Here is an 18,017-nt window from a genome sequence, read left to right on the forward strand (position 1 = left end):
ATCTAAACAAAAAGTCTAATTAGGGAATTATAAGTTGAGACTTTGAATTATTAATAAAGTCTAGAGTTAACTTCTGAAATTTTCATGGGGATTCAGAAAAACTTTAATATTTACTAAGATATTATAAAGTTAACCCCAAAAACTAATAATGAATTTAGTAAAATGCTAAATATAATTAATAAATTCAGAAAAAATTAGAAAAAGTGGTATCAAAATAAAAAAGTTTACTTATAATATAAATAACGATAAAATATAAGTAATTGGAGGGATTCAACAATGTTAAAAAATGATATAAACAAAAAAATTAAAGAAATGTATGTTTTTAATGAAAATCTAGACGCAGCAAATGTCAGTAAGGAAAAACCTGAGTTCTTTCAAGCAGTATTAGAAGCATATAAAGGTTGGGACAAAGCACTAAAAGAAAATGGTATTAATAGGAAAAGAATAAAAGAAAGAGAGAAATTTGTTCTTTACGCTATTATGAAAAGACGTTATTCAGAGAATAGTCATAAAGCGTTGCAAAAGAAGAATATCGGAGAAATCAAAGAAAGGATCTTTGCTGCTTACAAAACGATTGATAATTTGACTAAGTATACATTGATGTCTTGGAATGAAGACAGAGTAATGTACGAAATTAGAATGATTATCCTTTCGGGTGGTTTTGTAAGTGAGTTAGAAAGTGAACATCCTGAATTGTACGAGCAAGCCCTAATCTTCTTTGAGACTTTAGAAGAAATCTCAGGTGAGTATGAGGATAGATTTGGGGTAGATATTCTACAGGAAGAAAAACTAATTCAAGAGAATGGCAAAAACCCAGCAATCAACGATTCGAAAGTGGAATCAAAAGAACAGGTAGAAGAAGATCCTGAATTAGTTAAGCTATCTTCCCTTGTTGAGTTAGGTTATATTACTGAAGACCAAGCTGAAGAAATTAAAACTTCTAAGAATATCTCTAGAGAAGAAATTACTAGTTATTTGTGGGAAGAGACTTCAAAAGCTAAAGTAGAAGGAAAACAACTTAACGAACAAATGTTGAAAAAAGATAATCCTGCTATGTTTGAAGCTATTAAGAAAGAATTTGGCACTTTGGAGAATGCTATGCTTGAAATGACTCGTTCTCTATTTGCGGTTTAATAAAGACTCACTTTTAGTTTTGTATAAGTTATATTAGTTTAAACAATACAAACTTAAAATGAAATAGTCTTAATGGAAAAAATAATAAATACTAATTTCTAGAGAGCTCAATTATGAGCTCTCTTTTTTTTGTGAAAACAATGGAGAGTAATTAAAAGGGGTTTTTTTCTTTATTTGAAAGAAAAAGCAGAGGTGATATAAGTGATTGAATTCAGGAATGTAAAAAAAACATATACAAATAATGAAAACCCTGCAATAAGAGAAGCTAGTTTTAAATTGGAATCTGGAGAATTCGTATTCTTTATGGGTGAAAGTGGAGCGGGGAAGAGCACACTTTTAAAAATGATCTACAAAGATGAGATGCCTACTTCAGGTGACTTAATGGTTTTTGGGAAGAATACCAAAAAGACAAAGTCAAAGTATCTTAGAAGAAATATTGGAGTGGTGTTTCAAGATTTCAAATTACTTCCCAACAAAACAGCATATGAAAATGTAGCTTATGTCCTTGAGAGTTTCGGAAAAAACGTAAGAGAAGTTAAAAAGAGAACTAATCAAATACTTGAAGAGTTAGGTTTAGGTCAGAAGAAAAAATCTTACCCAAGTGAAATGTCTGGGGGAGAACAACAAAGAGTTGCGATAGCTAGAGCTATGGTATATGAGCCTTCTGTATTGATCTGCGATGAACCTACAGGTAATTTGGACGACAACAATTCTAAGATTGTAATGGATTATCTTAGAAGTTTAAATCATAAAGGTGTAACAATTTTAATGGCGACTCATGATAAAAATATCGTTCGACAATTAAAAAAGAGGGTCGTTTATGTTGAAAAAGGAATGGTCGAGGATAACCATGAGCGGAATGCTATCGACTTATCTTCTTATATATCAGAAGTAAAAGCAGAAGCAGAATAAAGAAAAGGAGGGTGCAATGATGTTTAGTATTTGGTATTGGATAAAAGAAGCGTTGGTAGGGCTTAAGAGAAACTACTTTAGAAACTTGGGAGCTATTCTAACTTCTTCTATATGCTTGTTTGTATTCGGTATGTTTCTAGTTGCGGGTATGAATGCGAAGTATTTTGCAGATGTGTTGGAAAATAAAATGGAGTTGCATGTCCATTTGCAAGACTCTGTTACAGAATACGATGAAGTAGAAAAAAGGTTAAGTGGGATCGAAGAAGTGAAGAATGTTCGCTTTGTTTCTAAAGCCGAAGCGAAGCAAATTATGGAGAGTAGGTTAGGGCAAGATTCAGATGTAATGAAAGATTTAAGTGAAGACATATTCTCAGCAAGTTTCGTTTTACAACTTAAAGACGCTAAACAAATTGAAGGTGTTGCGACAAAAGTAGAGTCTTGGGGAATTGCTGAAGACGTTATCTATGGAAAAGAGTTTGTTGAGTACCTTTTTGACGTAACCAGTGGAACCAAAAAAGTTGCTTTGTATGTTTCGATTGCAATGGCATTTATTGCTGGTATGTTTGTCTTTTATGCGATCAGAAATAATATTACCAGTCGTAGAGACGAGATCTCAATAAAAGAACTTATTGGGGCAGGGATGCTAAGGATTCGGATGCCTTTCATTATTGAAGCACTTATCCTTACTACAGCATCAGCGTTTATTGTATATTACTCCTTTGTTTATGGGTATTCAATTGCGGTTAGCAAACTTCAAGAACAGTTACCTTATATCCCATTTATCGATGAGGCTGTGGTGTTGGAAAACTTGTTCTCACCCCTCATGTTACTCTCGATCGTTATTGGGCTAGTATCAAGTATCTTATCTACGCAAAGATTTATTAAAACAGAACGATATTGAATGTAAGCGGACATTAGATTATGTCCGCTTTTTGTGTGCTCAAAAATGTATAAAAAACTTAAGGATTTATTCATTATGTGTTAATCATAGTGTGGTGGTGATGTATATGGAGTATATCTATAAGTATCTGTCTTCAGTATTTAGAATTATTGTGATGGTTACAATAAGTCTTTTGTTGTACGAGGATTTCAGTGTGTTAACGAAAGCTGAGCTGATCACATTGGCTTCATTTGGTTTATATGTAATTGCTTTTTCTTTATTTTCTCCTAGCAAACTTCATTCCTATTTGGAATTAGGGATAGTTCTAGGAATGGCTTATTACTTCGAATATTCCCTTATTTACTTTTTGTTGGTAGTCCCATTCATCCATCTTGTTTCTAATAAAGCTAACTATTTCGATCTTATTTTCTTCTCTTCATCTGTGTTTGGGATACAGTACATAATGACAAGTGAACTATTTACACCAGGTATGTTCGGGTTTGCAGTTTTTCTAGTCTTGTTAATGTTGCACTCTAAACTTAAAGAAATAAATTTTCTGCAAAAGAAACGCCACAAGGAGCGGAAAGAGTATGAGAAAAGAGAATTAGAATTAGCTGCAAAGAAGGACGAACTTAGGATTGTCTCTAAAATGTTTGTTCAAAGTAGGCACTTAAATGAAATTATTGAAATACCAGTTTTAATAAGGCAATTATTAAACTCTTCGATGGAGTTCTTCAATGCTTATTACGCTTGCTTGTATGTGTATAAGCAGGGGAAATATAGAAAAGTTGAGGAAGTTGGCAAGAGCGATAAGTTTGAAGTACCAGAGGAGTTGCCTAAGACAGATGGAGATAACACTCAGATAAGCGATGACTTACTTAGAATACCGCTTTTATATGAAAAGCAGAGTTGGGGTGTTATAGCGGTTTATGGAAAGAGGTCTCCATTAGGTGAAGAAGGGCGCATGATGTATTTCCCATTTAAAGAAGAAGATTATGAGATCCTGCATTTGTATGGAGAACAGGTTATGTTCAAAATGAAACACGCAAGACTTCTAAAAAAGATGCAAGACTTGGCGAGTTTTGATACTCTAACCGCTATTCCTAATAGGCGTTACTTTGAAGAAAGATTTCACGCTTTGTTGAAGAGAGCGGAAAATGGAGAAGATTTAACGTTTCTTATAATGGATATTGATCACTTCAAAAACTTTAATGACACTTATGGTCACGATGTAGGAGATGAAGTATTAAAGTTAGTAGCACAAACGCTTAATAAAGCTGTTCGCCCAATGGATATGGTAGGCAGATGGGGCGGTGAAGAGTTTGTTGCCTTACTGCCGAATACAGGAGGAAATGCGAACGTAATTGCTGAGCGAATACGAAAGAAGATAAGTGAGATTAAGACTGTTGATCAAATTACGGTATCTATAGGGTTGTCTCAATACGGTGTACACGGAAATAATATAGAGAATTTGGTGAAAAGGGCGGACGAGGCTCTTTATGTAGCAAAAGGGAATGGTAGGAATCAAGTTGTTGTTAGTAAAGGTGGTGGAGACTAATGAAACTAGGATTTCACTTTTCGTATTCAGGTAGTTTGAATAGCTTGAGGAAAAAGATTAATGTTAGCAGGGGGAACGCCTTTCAAATCTTTGCAAGAGGGCTTAGAGGCGGAACCTTGCACGAAGTTAAGACGAGGCAGTTGAATGAGTATAAGAGGTTTGTTGAAGAAAGGGATATAATGCCCATAGTACACGCGCCATTTGTGTATAACATTACTGAAGTGGATCCAAATTGTATAGAGGAAATAATGGAAGATCTTGAGTTCGCTCAGAAAATTGGTGCTAAGTTCTACGTTTTAAGACCTGGAAGTTATGGTAAGGGTAACAATCCATTAATCGCTATGGAAAACATTAAGGGTAATCTTTTGAAACTAATAGAGGCTACTTCTTTCGAGGGAGAAATACTTATTAGAAATAGAGCAGGTGGGGGGACTCAAATACCTCATACTTTAGAGAAGTGGAATGAGCTTGTTTCTTTCCACCCTTCTATAAAAGGGGCGCTAGATTACTCTGCTGCTTTTTCAGCAGGGTATATGTTTCACAACAATGAGTTAGCAAACGCGTTCTATGAAGAGGTGGAGGAAATCGTAGGTTGGGATAAAATTAAACTCATGTATATTAATGATAACGAAAGGTTTGTAGGTAATAAAAAAGAGGGATTCCTCCCGATTGGGGATGGTGTAATTCGGTATGATGGGTATGAGGCAATACTTCAATTGGGTGATAATTTAAAAAAAGTCATGATTGCTGAACATAATGATGAGCTACAAAAAAAAGATAGAACTATCGAGGAAATCATTAAGATCAATAAAGGGAGAAGGTGATTGAGATGGGTATGATTCTATCTGTTTTATCTTACTCCTTTGGTTTTTCCTTGATGTTCGTTCCTGACGATGTGTTAACGACTTATACCATTCTGCTAATGGGTTATTTGTTGATATCAGATAAGGTATTGGATACACATAAATTCAATATAGTGGTGATTATTCCAGTGATATTATCCACTGTAACTTCATTTGTTATCTCTTTGTTTATTGGCGGTGCGTTAGTCTTTACACATGCGTTGTTACTAATTCCATTTTTATACGTTTTAAAGAAAGGGAAAGAATTGATTTTTGATAATCAAACGAATAATGCAGTATTGTTATACCAAAAGGTAGCGATAATGATGTTTGGTTCGTTCGCAGTATCATTTGTAACATTCATTTTATTTGGCGGGAGTGAACTAGGACAAAATATGTTTACTATGTTCTATTTCATATTGATGTATTTTACTAGCAAATTCATATGTAGTAGAATTTCGTTCATTTTCGCTTTAGTTTCCCAGGGGTTGTTCCTATGGACATTGTTCGAAGGTTGGTTTGGGTTTAATATCCTAGAGCTGCTCTTGTTCACAACAATGATTGTAATTTTGAGTGTTACCAGTTTAAAAAGGGGTGAAGCGCAATTTTCGGTTCGTATAAAGACTATTTAAAAGAAAACGAAAAGACTGCTAGTACGATTGAAAATTACTCTAAGGAAGTGGATGTATTTGTCCACTTTTTAGATGTACAAGGGGTAAAGATTGCTGAGGTAAGAGAAAAGCATATACGTGAATACATGTTAGGATTGCGAAATAATGGTGCTTCTAATGCAACAATAAATAAGAAAAATAGTGCATTGAGGTCATTCTTCAAGTTTTTAAGGAAACAAGGTGTAATGATCATCAATCCCTATGAGAACATAACTCAGATGGAAGTTGAAAGAAAGAGTGTGGACATAAAAGAAAAAGATGTTGAGAATATATTGAATTCTATAAATGAAGATTCGGTTCGGGATCGACTAATTTTTAGCCTTATTATTAATGAAAAGTTAAAAGGTAAGGAAATGGTGAATTTAAGAGGTAAGGACTTAAATTATGCTCAAGGAATTCTATACACCAAAAATAGAGCGATTCCAGTTTCTAGTGATACCAAATTGTTATTAGAGCGGATGGAAAGTTTGAGTAGTGAAGACTATATTATTTCGAATCAACATAAGAAAAAACTAAGTGCTTCGGGAGTTTATTTCATAATGAAGAATTACATAAATGCTTCTGGAAGGGATGACATTAGACCTTTGGATCTTTTGAAATTCCATTCTAACAAGGAATTGGTGACATAAACAATGGGTTGACTCTTATAGGTCAACCCATTGTTTATGGATATATAAAAAAACAAAGGCGATAACTTTACATATTTGAGTATTATGCTATTTTTCATCTCGCAAAGGGGTGAGTGCATGAAAAAGATAGTCTCTTTGTATTCTGATAATTTTTATAAGAAGAGGGCTTCGGAATGTTTTAACAATGGCGTAAGGTTGATATCAGAAAATAGATATGAAGAGTCAAATCGTGCATTCAAAGAGGCGAGTGAATTGGACGAAACCAATGGTGAATATCACTTTTATGCTGGTTTGACCGGTTATTTTATGAATCATATTGAGGAGTCTTCGAAGTTTTTAGGTAAGGCTTACAGATGTAACCCTGAGAATTTAGAATACGCAAGTACCTATGGGATTTCACTATACAGGAAAAAGGATTATGAAACCGCTATAACTATTCTAAAAGAAGTTGTAAGGGTTGATAGTAATTATCAGGATGCAAATTTATATTTAGGGCGTTCATATTATAAGAATGGAGAATTGGAGAAAGCAGTTTATAGTTTTCAGATAGGTACATCGATAAAGTCTGATAAGAAAGCGGAGTTCTTATTTGAATTAGGTTGTGTTTATATGGATCTTCATGAATATGACAAATCTAAACAAGCTTTACTCGATTGTATATCTGTTAGGGAAAAGTACCCAATTGCTTATTACTATCTTTCCAAAGTTTATTTAAAAACAGCTAAACATGACCAAGCAATTGAATGCTTGCTCTTATTGAGGGATAGATGCCCGGAAGAGGCGAAGTTGGTAGACAAGCAAATTACAGGTATTGAAATGTTGAAATCATTATGAAGTTCTGAGGTGTGGGGGTATCCACACCTCTTTTTTGGTGGTTGGAATAGTGGGTTAAGAGAAAAAACCAAAAAAAATTTAACAGAATTAAAAATGCGTGTTAAATATTACGTAATTCGAGAGGTGCGATAAGTTTATGGATTAAGTTGAATGCTCTTAGCGTTTAGAAGGGGATTTGAGAAATGAATAAAAGACTATTGTGTGATACGTAGTTTTTAGTGGCTTAGTTCAATGCCTCTCGTGAAAAAGAGAGATTATAAAAATGTATAACACACTCTAAGAATTTTACATTACCACAAGAAGACGCCAGTTTTTTATTGAGAGGAGGGGCACATTTCACTGTGCCATATATATATGAAAAAATTAAAGATTATTCCATTGGGAGGGCTTGGTGAAGTCGGCAAAAACATGACTGTTATTGAATACGGAAATGAAATGGTCGTAGTTGATGTTGGGCTTGTATTCCCTGACGAGACGATGTACGGTGTTGATATCGTGATACCGGACTTTGATTATATAAGGAAAAATAAGAATAAGTTTAAGGGTGTGTTTATAACACATGCTCACGAAGATCATATTGGAGCGTTACCTCACTTCTTAAAGGAGTTCAACGTGCCATTATATGCAACGAAACTCACTGCAGCTATGATCTCAAACAAATTGAAGTATGAAAGAATGAAGTTTGACAAAATAAATATTATTAATGACGAAAAAGAAACATATCAGTTCGATGATATTAATATAGAGTTTTTTAGAACCCATCATAGTATACCTGATTCGATGGGGATAGTTGTAAACACACCGCATGGCTCTATCGTGCATACAGGTGATTTTAAAATTGATTATACGCCTGTAGATAAGAACTATTTGGATTTTCAACGTATAGCAGAGATAGGGAATAAAGGTGTATTAGCTCTCTTATCTGATAGCACGAACGCAACTAAGAAAGGTGTATCACCTTCTGAAAGAGAGATCAAAGGTAACTTAAGAGATGAATTTGCTAAGTGTGAGGGTAGAATCATTGTTAGTTCTTTCTCATCCAGTTTACATAGAGTTCAAAGTGTTATGGAATTGGCAGAAGAAATGGGGAGGAAAGTAGTCGTTATAGGCAAGAGTATGGAGAAGAATGTACTTACAGCCCATCAAATAAAACATTTAAATTTCCCCAAAGAATTAATGGTTAGGGCGCACGAAGCCAATGATATGAAAGATTCTGAAGTCCTTATCATTACGACAGGGGCTCAAGGAGAAACTCTTGCAGGTTTAAACCGAATGGCAACGGGTCAACACAAGCATATAGAATTGAAAGAGGGAGATTCTGTCGTGTTCTCTTCCAAGCCAGTTCCTGGTAATGAAAGAAGTGTATCGGGTCTAATCAATCGATTACTAAAGAAACAAGTTAATGTGGTTGTTAATGAGAAAATACATACTTCTGGTCATGGATATCAGGAGGAACAAAAATTAATGCTTAGTATTTTAAGACCTAAATTTTTCATTCCGTGTCATGGTGAATACAGAATGCTACTTAATCATGCGGAATTGGCGGAGAGCGTTGGAATTCCTAGAGAAAACATCTTTCTGTGTGAAAACGGTGATGTTATAGAATTGTCGAAAGAACAGGGGAAAATTGCAAATAGTGTTAAAGCGGGAGCGGTCTTGATAGATAACTCTGGATTGGGTGAAGTAAATACTTCTGTCTTAAAAGATCGGCATCGGATGGCAGAACAAGGTTCGTTCTTTGTAAGTGCGATTGTTTTTAACCAAGGTAAGAAGAAGGTTAAAATAAAGTTCGATTTTAAAGGAATTGTAGCAAGAGTTGATAAAAAAGCCTTAAACTCACAGATTAAAGAACTTATTTTGCAAAAAGTAAAAGGAAGTGATGATGTTAAAAGTCATCATCGAGAAATAAGAGAAGAGATTGGGGATATCATCTATAAACATGTTAAGAGGAGACCAATGGTTGTCTTTATGTTGGATGAAGTGTTCGTAAATTAAGTCAGATTAATATGTACTGCGATTGGACTCTCCATAAAAGGAGAGTTCTTTTTATATGAAAAGATATCATTATAAAGAAATATTGTGCTGTGAGGAATAGTTAAAAGGAAAAACGTAATTTTTAACATAAATGATAATGGATGAGGTTAATAGATACAGATACTTTAACTCTATATAAAAAAAGATATTAATTATTAAAAATATATATTATGTGATACTACGGGTTGCTTGCAATTCATCTTATAAAGTAAAAACAGAGAGGTGATTTTATGAAACGAAAAAGTTTCGGAAAGGTAAATGATTTTCTAGTCATTCCTAATTTGGTAGAACATGCTCATAAATCCTTTAAAGAATTCACTGATAAAAACATTGATGAGGTATTTAAGAATACATTCCCAATTTCAGATCACAACGGTACGTTTGAACTCCAATATCTGTCGTGTGAAATGGGGAAACCGCAAATTACTCCTGAAGATGCTATGCGAAAGGATTTGGATTATAGTGCGCCGTTAAAGGCAAAATTCTTACTTCACAATAAAGATGTTGATAATCCAATCGAGTCGGAAGTTTTTATGGGCGACTATCCTTATATGACCGACCAAGGGACGTTCATTTTTAATGGAACAGAGCGGGCTATTGTTACGCAGATAGTTAAAGCACCTGGTATTTATTTTGAAAGTGACATTAACGATAAAGGAAGATACGAATATAACGCTAAAATTGTACCAGCTCCCAAAAAGGGTGCTTGGATTGAAATGGGCATCGACGCTAAAGGATTGGCGTGGGCAAAAATTGATCGCGGGAGAAAGTTACCAATAACTGTCTTTCTAAAAGCTTTCGGTGTAGGCAAGGTTACTGAAGAAGAAAAAGAAAAAGGCATTACTGCGAATGACAAGCTTATTGAGATTTTCGGTCAACATCCATTTTTGATGGATACTTTAGAAAAAGATGACACGACAACAACAGAAGAAGCATTGATTTCTTTCTATAGAACTGTAAGACCTAACGACCCTTCTGTCCTAGAAAGGGCTCAAGGATATATTGAATCTACTTTCTTTGATCCTAAAAAATATGATTTAGAGCCTGTTGGTCGTTACAAGATGAATCAAAAGTTAAACATAAGACAAAGGGCACTAAAAAAGACTCTAGTTCAGGATGTTGGTCCTTTCAAAAAGGGCGAACAAGTGACAGATGAAGTCTTAGAAACGCTAGATAGTAATGAATTAATTGCTGAGACTAGAAATGGTGAAACAGTAAAAATCATTGGTAACGGTCAACCAAAGGTACAACAACTAACAACTGAAGACATCACTGCAGCGGTTAATTACCTCTTTAATCTAGAAAGAAATGTAGGGAATGTCGATAACATTGACCATTTATCAAACAGACGTGTAAGGCTCGTTGGTGAGTTGTTAAAAGAAAGATTCCATGTTGGAGTGACTAGAATCGAAAGAAACATTAGAGAAAGAATGACAGTTAACTCAGCAAACATAACTTTGCAAGATAACAACACTGTTACGCCGCAAAGCTTAATACATATAAAGCCTCTAGTTGCTGCTATGAGGGAGTTTCTGGGTGGAGGACAACTATCTCAATATGTCGATCAAGTCAATCCGCTTGCTGAATTGATAAATAAACGTAGAACTTCTGCACTTGGACCTGGTGGATTAGCTAAAGAGAGAGCTGGGGTAGACGTTCGTGACGTAAACTATTCCCACTATGGTCGTATATGCCCAATTGAGACACCAGAAGGATTTGGGGTTGGATTAATTGGTTCTATGGCGATATTCTCTCAAATCAATGAATACGGGTTCTTTAAGACACCATACAGAAAAGTAGATCCTAAAACTGGAGTGGTTACGGATGAAGTTCATTATTTAACGGCTGATGATGAAGAAAGATACTACATTGCCCAAGCTTCAGATGTTGATCAAGAAAAGCAGGTATTCAAAAAAGAGAAACTGACTGTTAGGTATGGAAAAGAATACCCTATGATAAATCATAAAGAAATTGATTATGTAGATGTATCGACAAAACAAATAGTAGGAATTGGAGCTTCGCTAATTCCATTCTTAGAGCATGATGATGCCAATAGAGCACTGATGGGTGCGAACATGCAAAGGCAGGGTGTGCCACTTATAAAATCAGAAGAACCTATTGTAGGGACGGGCATTGAAGGTCAGGTTGCTCGTGACACAATGTCCTCATATGTAGCTGAGGATGATGGGATTGTTAAGAGTGTTACTAATAAGGAATTAATTGTTCGATATAAAAAAGGTGAGGAAGTTTCCTATAAGATTAGGAAGTTTATGAGAACTAACGATAACACTAGTTTTAATCATTACATAAAAGTCCATCCAGGTAAAAAAGTAAAAAAAGGTGAGGTGCTAGTGGATAGTACATCATCAAGAGATGGTGAGCTCGCGGTAGGAAAGAACCTATTGGTCGCTTTTGTACCTTGGGAAGGATACAACTTCGAAGATAGTATTCTTTTAAACTCTCGATTGTCTGAAAGAGACGAATACTCCACGGTTATGGTTACTGAGCATTCAATAGATGTAAGGGATACTAAATTGGGACCGGAAGAAGTTACAAACGATGTGCCTAACGTGTCTGCAAAACATTTGGAGAACTTAGATGAAAACGGAATAGTTAGGGTTGGCTCTGAAGTTGGACCAGACGATATTTTAATAGGGAAAAATACTCCTAAATCACAGGATGATAAAACTCCAGAAGAAAAATTACTAGATAATATTTTTGCAGAAAAGGCAAAATTATTTAAGAATACATCGCTGAAGTTGAAAAACGGCTCTAATGGTACTGTTATTGATGTGGTAGAACTATCTAAAGAAGATACGGATCTGCCTAGTAACGTCCTAAAACGATATAAAGTTTACATAGCTGAAAAGAGAAAAATTTCAAAAGGGGACAAAATGGCTGGTAGGCATGGAAATAAGGGTGTTATCTCTAGAATGTTGCCACAAGAGGATATGCCTCACCTACCGGATGGTACTCCAATCGATATTGCATTAAACCCTCTAGGTGTACCTTCAAGAATGAACATTGGACAAATAATGGAAGCTCATTTAGGAATGGCTGGTAAGACACTGAATGAAAAGTATGAAACGCCTGTTTTTAACGGAGCTTCGGTAGATGATATTCAAAGGGAGCTTGAAAGAGCAGGGCACCCAACGAATGGGAAGTTTACATTATATGATGGTCGAACAGGTGAAAAGTTTGAAAATGATGTAATGGTAGGCGTTATGTACATGTCCAAATTGTCTCACCAGATCGATGACAAGCTCCACGCTCGCGCTGACGGACCTTACTCAATGGTCACTCAACAGCCGCTAGGAGGTAAGGCTCAAATGGGCGGTCAACGTTTTGGTGAAATGGAAGTGTGGGCACTAGAGGCATACGGAGCGTCATACGCATTGCAAGAAATGCTTACACTGAAATCAGATGACATTGTTGGTCGTTCCCAGTTATTTAAAGCTATTGTTCGAGGAGACGAACATCCAAGTCCACGAGTTCCAGAATCATTTAAAGTCTTAATTAATGAAATTCGTGCTCTTGGTCTAGATATTGATGCTATTTCTGAAAATGGTAATTCTCTTTTCCAAAATAATGGACGTAAAACAGAAAAACCTATTAAAAATAAAAAAGTAGAAACAGAGAATGTTGAAAAGGATGCTTTGGATCACGAAGATATGGAAGGCGAACATTATCAAGTGGATATTGATAGCGAAAAAGACATAGAAGATCCAAATGGTAATGACGAAACAGGAGAAGAGTAATTTGTAATAAAAATCATTTTAGTACGGTTCCTTAACCAATGAATAGGTGAGGAGCCGTACATCATTAATAAGTAAACGACATCTATATATTTCTTAGATTTTATATACTTGGGGGGATTCATTAAGTGAGTAATTTAAATCAATTGCAATTTGTCCCGATAAATATAGCTTCTCCTGAAAAAATATTTCAATGGTCATGGGGAGAGGTTGAAAAGCCGGAAACTATTAATTATAAAACATTTCGACCTGAGCCAGATGGCTTGTTCTGTGAAAGAATATTTGGACCTTCGAAGGACTGGCACTGTGCTGCGAACTGTGGAAGGTATAAAAAGCAAAAATATAAGGGCGTTATTTGTGAGAAGTGTAAAGTAGAGGTTACTAGAGCTAGAGTTAGAAGAGAGCGAATGGGTCATATTGAGTTGGCGGCACCTGTTGCTCATTTTTGGTTCTTTAAAACCAATCCATTTTACCTTTCTACAATCTTAGATATTCCAAATGGTAAGATAGAAAATATTATCTATTGTAGATATCATCTAGTTACTGATCCTGGTGATACGGATTTAGAAAAGAAACAACTTCTGACAGGTGCAGAGTATGCTAAAGCTAGGGAAGAGCACGGTCTTGCGTTCCAAGCTGAAACCGGAGCTCAAGCGCTGATGGATTTATTAAGTGAGTATGATTTGGATGTTTTAGAAGCTGATCTTCGAAAAGAAATTGCTGAATGTAAAACTCAAAAGAGAAAAAAATTAGAAAAGAGACTAAGAGTAGTTAACTCGTTTAGAGTGTCTAACAATAGACCTGAATGGATGATTCTAAAAACAATTCCTGTACTTCCTCCAGACCTCAGACCGATGGTTCAATTGGATGGTGGGCGTTTTGCGACTAGTGATATTAATGAATTATACAGAAGGATCATTAACCGCAATAACCGTTTGAAAAGATTAATAGAAGTTGGAGCTCCAAGAATTATTAAAGAGAATGAGAAACGTATGCTGCAAGATGCAGTTGATGCTCTCATAGCAAATCAAAGACGCGATTACCCAATTACGGGGATAGGTCAAAGAGAACTGAAATCTCTTTCTAGTTCTTTGGAAGGGAAACAAGGTAGGTTCCGCCAAAATCTTCTGGGTAAGCGAGTAGATTATTCTGGACGTTCTGTCATCGTATCTGGTCCTCAATTAAAAATTCATCAGTGTGGTATTCCGAAACAAATGGCACTTGAGTTGTTTAAGCCCTTTGTAATGAACAGAATGATTGATCAAGGCTTAGCGGAGAATGGTTCAGCTGCAAAAAGAAAAATCCAGCAAAAGCGTGATGAGGTTTGGGACATCTTAGAACAGGTTGTAAGAAGGCACCCTGTAATGTTAAACCGTGCACCTACACTACATAAGCTATCGATTAGAGCTTTTGAGCCTGTATTGATAAGTGGTAAAGCAATTGAGTTACATCCTCTGGCAACTGGAGGGTACAATGCTGACTTTGATGGTGACCAAATGGCGGTCCACGTTCCGATTACTAGAGAGGCACAAGCAGAGGCGCGTTTTCTAATGATGGCGAATCAGAACTTGCTTCACCCTCAGAACGGAAAAGCGTCTAGTACACCGAGTCAGGACATGGTTCTAGGGATTTATTACCTAACGATGGAGGTAGATGGCTCTATTGGAGAAGGCAAATTCTTTGGCTCTCCAGATCTTGCTATAAAAGCGTATGAGATGGGTCAAATTGGACTCCATTCAAAAATTATTTTAGACATAAGGAAAAATAAGAAATTCAATAATGGAAATTACATAGTTACTACTGTAGGTAAGATAATATTTAATGAAGCATTGCCTGAAGGAATGGTTTACATAAATGATTCAGAAATAAACGATCCACACCCTGAGGGAATTTTTGAACTTGTATCCGATGCATTTGAATACATACCACATAAGAAAAACAATGCTATAGGCAAGCCATTCCTAGGTAAACTAATTGACTTTGCTTATGACAAGGTTGGTAATGAGTTTGTCGGTGATATGTTAGACAACATTATGAAAACAGGATTCAAATATGCCACCAAAGGTGGTCTTACAATATCCTTGTTTGATATCCATACTCCAAACGAAAAATATGAGAAGTTAAAAGAATCTGAAGACGAAGTTAAGAAAATAGAAGGTTTATATGGACGTGGCAGAATAACGGATGAACATCGTTATAATCAAGTTGTTAAGGTTTGGTCTAAGACAAGTGAATATGTAGCAGATAAATCAATGAAAAACTTACAGTCTCAATTGATGAATCCGATTAGAATGATGATTGAGAGTGGTGCTCGTGGTTCTATAGGTCAGTATAGGCAGTTAGCGGGTATGCGTGGATTAATGGCAGATCCGTCCGGTAAAACTATTGAAAGACCTATTAAATCTAACTTCCAAGAAGGCTTAAGTGTATTTGAATACTTTATTTCTTCACACGGCGCTAGAAAAGGTATGGCTGACACTTCACTAAAAACAGCTGACTCTGGTTATCTAACTAGGAAACTAGTTGATGTAGCTCAAGATGTTGTTGTGACGGAGGAAGACTGTGGGACGGAGAAGTTTACATATAAAAGTGCTATTGAACCAAAAATTGAATCCTTAAAAGATCGAATAATAGGAAGATATTTAGGGTTAGATGTATTTGATGATAACAACAATCTTATTGCATCAAGAAATGACTATATTGACGTAAAATTGGCTGATGAATTGGAATCTAAGGTGAAAAGTGTACCGATTCGAGACGTAGTTAAATGTGAAACTGAACGAGGTATTTGTAAGAAATGTTATGGTCTTGATTTAGCACATCGTAAAATAGTTGAGATTGGTGAAGCGGTAGGTGTTATTGCTGCGCAATCCATTGGTGAGCCAGGTACACAGCTTACAATGCGTACTTTCCATACTGGTGGGGTTGCAGGTGATGATATAACACAAGGTCTCCCAAGGGTTACAGAAATTTTTGAAGCAAGGAAGACTCCAAAAGCTCAAGCTGTTCTATCAACTGTTGCTGGTAAGGTAAGAGTGGTAGATCTAGATAGAGGAATGAAGAATGTAATGGTTCATACCGAAGATGGAGAAGAGAAAAAATTTCAAATACCGTATGGATTTAATCTTGCAGTTGAAGAGGGCGAAGAAGTTACTCCAGGGCAGTTGTTAACACAAGGTGCAATAAATCCTCACGAATTACTAGGACTTAGAAGTCTAGAAGAAGTACAAGAATACCTTATTTCCGAAGTACAAAGAGTTTATTGCACTCAAGGTGTAAGTATTAACGACAAGCATATCGAAGTTATTGTGAGGCAAATGAGCAAGAAAGTAATTGTGCTAGATTCAGGGGATTCAAAATACGCACCGGGTCGAATAGTGAATAGATACAACATCGAAAAAGAGAACAACAAAGTATTGGATGAAGGTAAGGAAGAAGCGACGTACACTAACAAGTTGCTTGGAATTACGGAAGCATCAAAGAATACTGATTCATATTTGTCTGCAGCTTCTTTCCAAGAAACAGCACAAGCATTAACGAGAGCCGCGATCTCTGGCAAGAAGGATTACCTAGTAGGATTAAAAGAAAGCATCATTACAGGTAAAAGAATACCTGCAGGAACTGGTTTTCCTAAGTACATTGAAGATAAAGTCTAACGTGGTCTACAGGATGCTCCAATAATAAATTTGGAGCATCTTTTTTATGCTTGTGGTAATGGGGAGAAAAGGGGATTTGAGAAAAAATCGTTATTAAAGAGAGGTGATATGCAAATTTAGTAGGGGGTAAGATATAGCATGAATTTGGGTTTTGAAAAAATAGAAACTTTTTATAATGATCAGGGTCAAGTGATTATCGAAAATCTTGAAAGCGGATTTGGGACGACATTAGGGGTTGCTCTGAGAAGAGTTCTTTACCGACATATACCTGGTTCGTCTGTTGTTGGTATTCGTATTCCTGATGTACCGCACCAGTATCAATTAATTCCTGGGGCAGCTACTGATGTTGTCTCGTTAATTGTTGCTCTTAATGATCTCCATTTTAAAGTATCGGGAGAAGGCACTAAAACAATTCGGTTTAAAGAGGAGAAAGCAGGCGAGTATTCGGGTCATTCGTTGGTTCTTCCTGAAGGAGTCGAATTATTGAATCCTGAAATAAAACTGCTCGATCTTCTTGGAGATCAACCAGTGGAAATGGAGATTTTCGTGAGAAATGGTAGAGGGTATTTGAGGGCGGAAGAGAATGACGAATTTAAGAGTATGCCTGGAGTGATACCCGTAGATGGTCATTTTTCTCCAGTTGTTAAAGTGGGTTATCACACTGAAGAAATGAGAATCGGTGGAGACGATTCATATGAAAAGTTGATTATGGATATAAAAACAGATGGTAGTATACAATCGATGGAAGCTGCCATGTTAGCTGCGAGAATATGTAAGGAAAACTTTTCATTCTTCGAAGGTATGAGTGATATTGCAGAAAGAGTCGAGCTTTATAAAGAAAAGAAAGAAGAAAAAGATAGAATTTTGGATCTGAAAATTGAAAGCCTGGGCTTATCTGTTCGTTCATTTAATTGCTTGGAAAGAGAAAAGTACGATTCTGTTAGAAAAATCATTTTACTTTCCGAACAAGAACTAGCAGCTATTCCTCAAATGGGAAGAACTTCGGTAAATGAAGTGAAAGCGAAGGTTGAAGAGTTAGGATTCGAGCTAAGAAAAGATTAATATATCCGCTCTTTTGATCTTGAGATATATAGAAAAAGACAACTAATTTA

General features: G+C 35.9%; 12 protein-coding genes. All 12 read left to right on the forward strand.

Annotated features, from left to right (window positions below):
- Positions 1–276: 276 nt before the first annotated feature.
- The 12 genes from ACXAEY_RS21550 (at position 277) to ACXAEY_RS21605 (ending at position 17,967) form a co-directional block, all read left to right on the forward strand.
- Entirely contained in the window at positions 277–1,134 is an 858-nt protein-coding gene (locus tag ACXAEY_RS21550; protein WP_474815012.1) for a hypothetical protein, read from the forward strand.
- Positions 1,135–1,335: 201 nt separating this feature from the next.
- On the forward strand, positions 1,336–2,046 hold the full coding sequence (locus ACXAEY_RS21555; protein WP_474815014.1) for a cell division ATP-binding protein FtsE: 711 nt from the start codon (positions 1,336–1,338) through the stop codon (positions 2,044–2,046).
- A 19-nt stretch (positions 2,047–2,065) separates the two neighbouring features.
- Positions 2,066–2,947 (forward strand): cell division protein FtsX, encoded by an 882-nt coding sequence (locus tag ACXAEY_RS21560; RefSeq protein ID WP_474815016.1) that lies wholly within the window; start codon positions 2,066–2,068, stop codon positions 2,945–2,947.
- 106 nt (positions 2,948–3,053) lie between these two features.
- The gene (locus ACXAEY_RS21565; protein WP_474815018.1) at positions 3,054–4,484 is read left to right on the forward strand and encodes a sensor domain-containing diguanylate cyclase; all 1,431 of its coding nucleotides are present in this window, start codon (positions 3,054–3,056) and stop codon (positions 4,482–4,484) included.
- A complete protein-coding gene (locus tag ACXAEY_RS21570) occupies positions 4,484–5,308 on the forward strand; it encodes a TIM barrel protein (RefSeq protein ID WP_474815020.1) in 825 nt (274 codons plus the stop codon). The genes ACXAEY_RS21565 and ACXAEY_RS21570 overlap by 1 nt, the downstream gene beginning before the upstream one ends.
- Before the next feature lie 5 nt (positions 5,309–5,313).
- Positions 5,314–5,958, forward strand: coding sequence for a hypothetical protein (locus ACXAEY_RS21575; RefSeq protein ID WP_474815022.1), 645 nt, complete (start codon positions 5,314–5,316; stop codon positions 5,956–5,958).
- Between the two features lie 26 nt (positions 5,959–5,984).
- Positions 5,985–6,626 carry a tyrosine-type recombinase/integrase gene (locus tag ACXAEY_RS21580; RefSeq protein WP_474816511.1) on the forward strand — a complete coding sequence of 214 codons (642 nt, stop codon included), beginning with the start codon at positions 5,985–5,987 and terminating at the stop codon, positions 6,624–6,626.
- Positions 6,627–6,743: 117 nt separating this feature from the next.
- Positions 6,744–7,460: a tetratricopeptide repeat protein gene (locus ACXAEY_RS21585; protein WP_474815024.1), complete on the forward strand. Its 717-nt coding sequence runs from the start codon at positions 6,744–6,746 to the stop codon at positions 7,458–7,460.
- A 354-nt stretch (positions 7,461–7,814) separates the two neighbouring features.
- Entirely contained in the window at positions 7,815–9,455 is a 1,641-nt protein-coding gene (locus ACXAEY_RS21590; protein WP_474815026.1) for a ribonuclease J, read from the forward strand.
- Between the two features lie 269 nt (positions 9,456–9,724).
- Positions 9,725–13,252: a DNA-directed RNA polymerase subunit beta gene (gene rpoB, locus ACXAEY_RS21595; protein WP_474815029.1), complete on the forward strand. Its 3,528-nt coding sequence runs from the start codon at positions 9,725–9,727 to the stop codon at positions 13,250–13,252.
- Positions 13,253–13,377: 125 nt separating this feature from the next.
- The gene (rpoC, locus tag ACXAEY_RS21600; RefSeq protein ID WP_474815031.1) at positions 13,378–16,905 is read left to right on the forward strand and encodes a DNA-directed RNA polymerase subunit beta'; all 3,528 of its coding nucleotides are present in this window, start codon (positions 13,378–13,380) and stop codon (positions 16,903–16,905) included.
- 138 nt (positions 16,906–17,043) lie between these two features.
- Entirely contained in the window at positions 17,044–17,967 is a 924-nt protein-coding gene (locus tag ACXAEY_RS21605; protein ID WP_474815033.1) for a DNA-directed RNA polymerase subunit alpha, read from the forward strand.
- Positions 17,968–18,017: the final 50 nt, after the last annotated feature.

The organism is Anaerobacillus sp. ABA4_114 (assembly GCF_056159065.1).

Coding starts and splice junctions, on each gene's coding strand:
- rpoB (WP_474815029.1), top strand. CDS start 9,725: ATGAAACGAAAAAGTTTCGGAAAGGTAAATGATTTTCTAGTCATTCCT.
- ACXAEY_RS21560 (WP_474815016.1), top strand. CDS start 2,066: ATGTTTAGTATTTGGTATTGGATAAAAGAAGCGTTGGTAGGGCTTAAG.
- ACXAEY_RS21575 (WP_474815022.1), top strand. CDS start 5,314: ATGGGTATGATTCTATCTGTTTTATCTTACTCCTTTGGTTTTTCCTTG.
- ACXAEY_RS21570 (WP_474815020.1), top strand. CDS start 4,484: ATGAAACTAGGATTTCACTTTTCGTATTCAGGTAGTTTGAATAGCTTG.
- ACXAEY_RS21605 (WP_474815033.1), top strand. CDS start 17,044: ATGAATTTGGGTTTTGAAAAAATAGAAACTTTTTATAATGATCAGGGT.
- ACXAEY_RS21550 (WP_474815012.1), top strand. CDS start 277: ATGTTAAAAAATGATATAAACAAAAAAATTAAAGAAATGTATGTTTTT.
- ACXAEY_RS21590 (WP_474815026.1), top strand. CDS start 7,815: ATGAAAAAATTAAAGATTATTCCATTGGGAGGGCTTGGTGAAGTCGGC.
- ACXAEY_RS21565 (WP_474815018.1), top strand. CDS start 3,054: ATGGAGTATATCTATAAGTATCTGTCTTCAGTATTTAGAATTATTGTG.
- ACXAEY_RS21585 (WP_474815024.1), top strand. CDS start 6,744: ATGAAAAAGATAGTCTCTTTGTATTCTGATAATTTTTATAAGAAGAGG.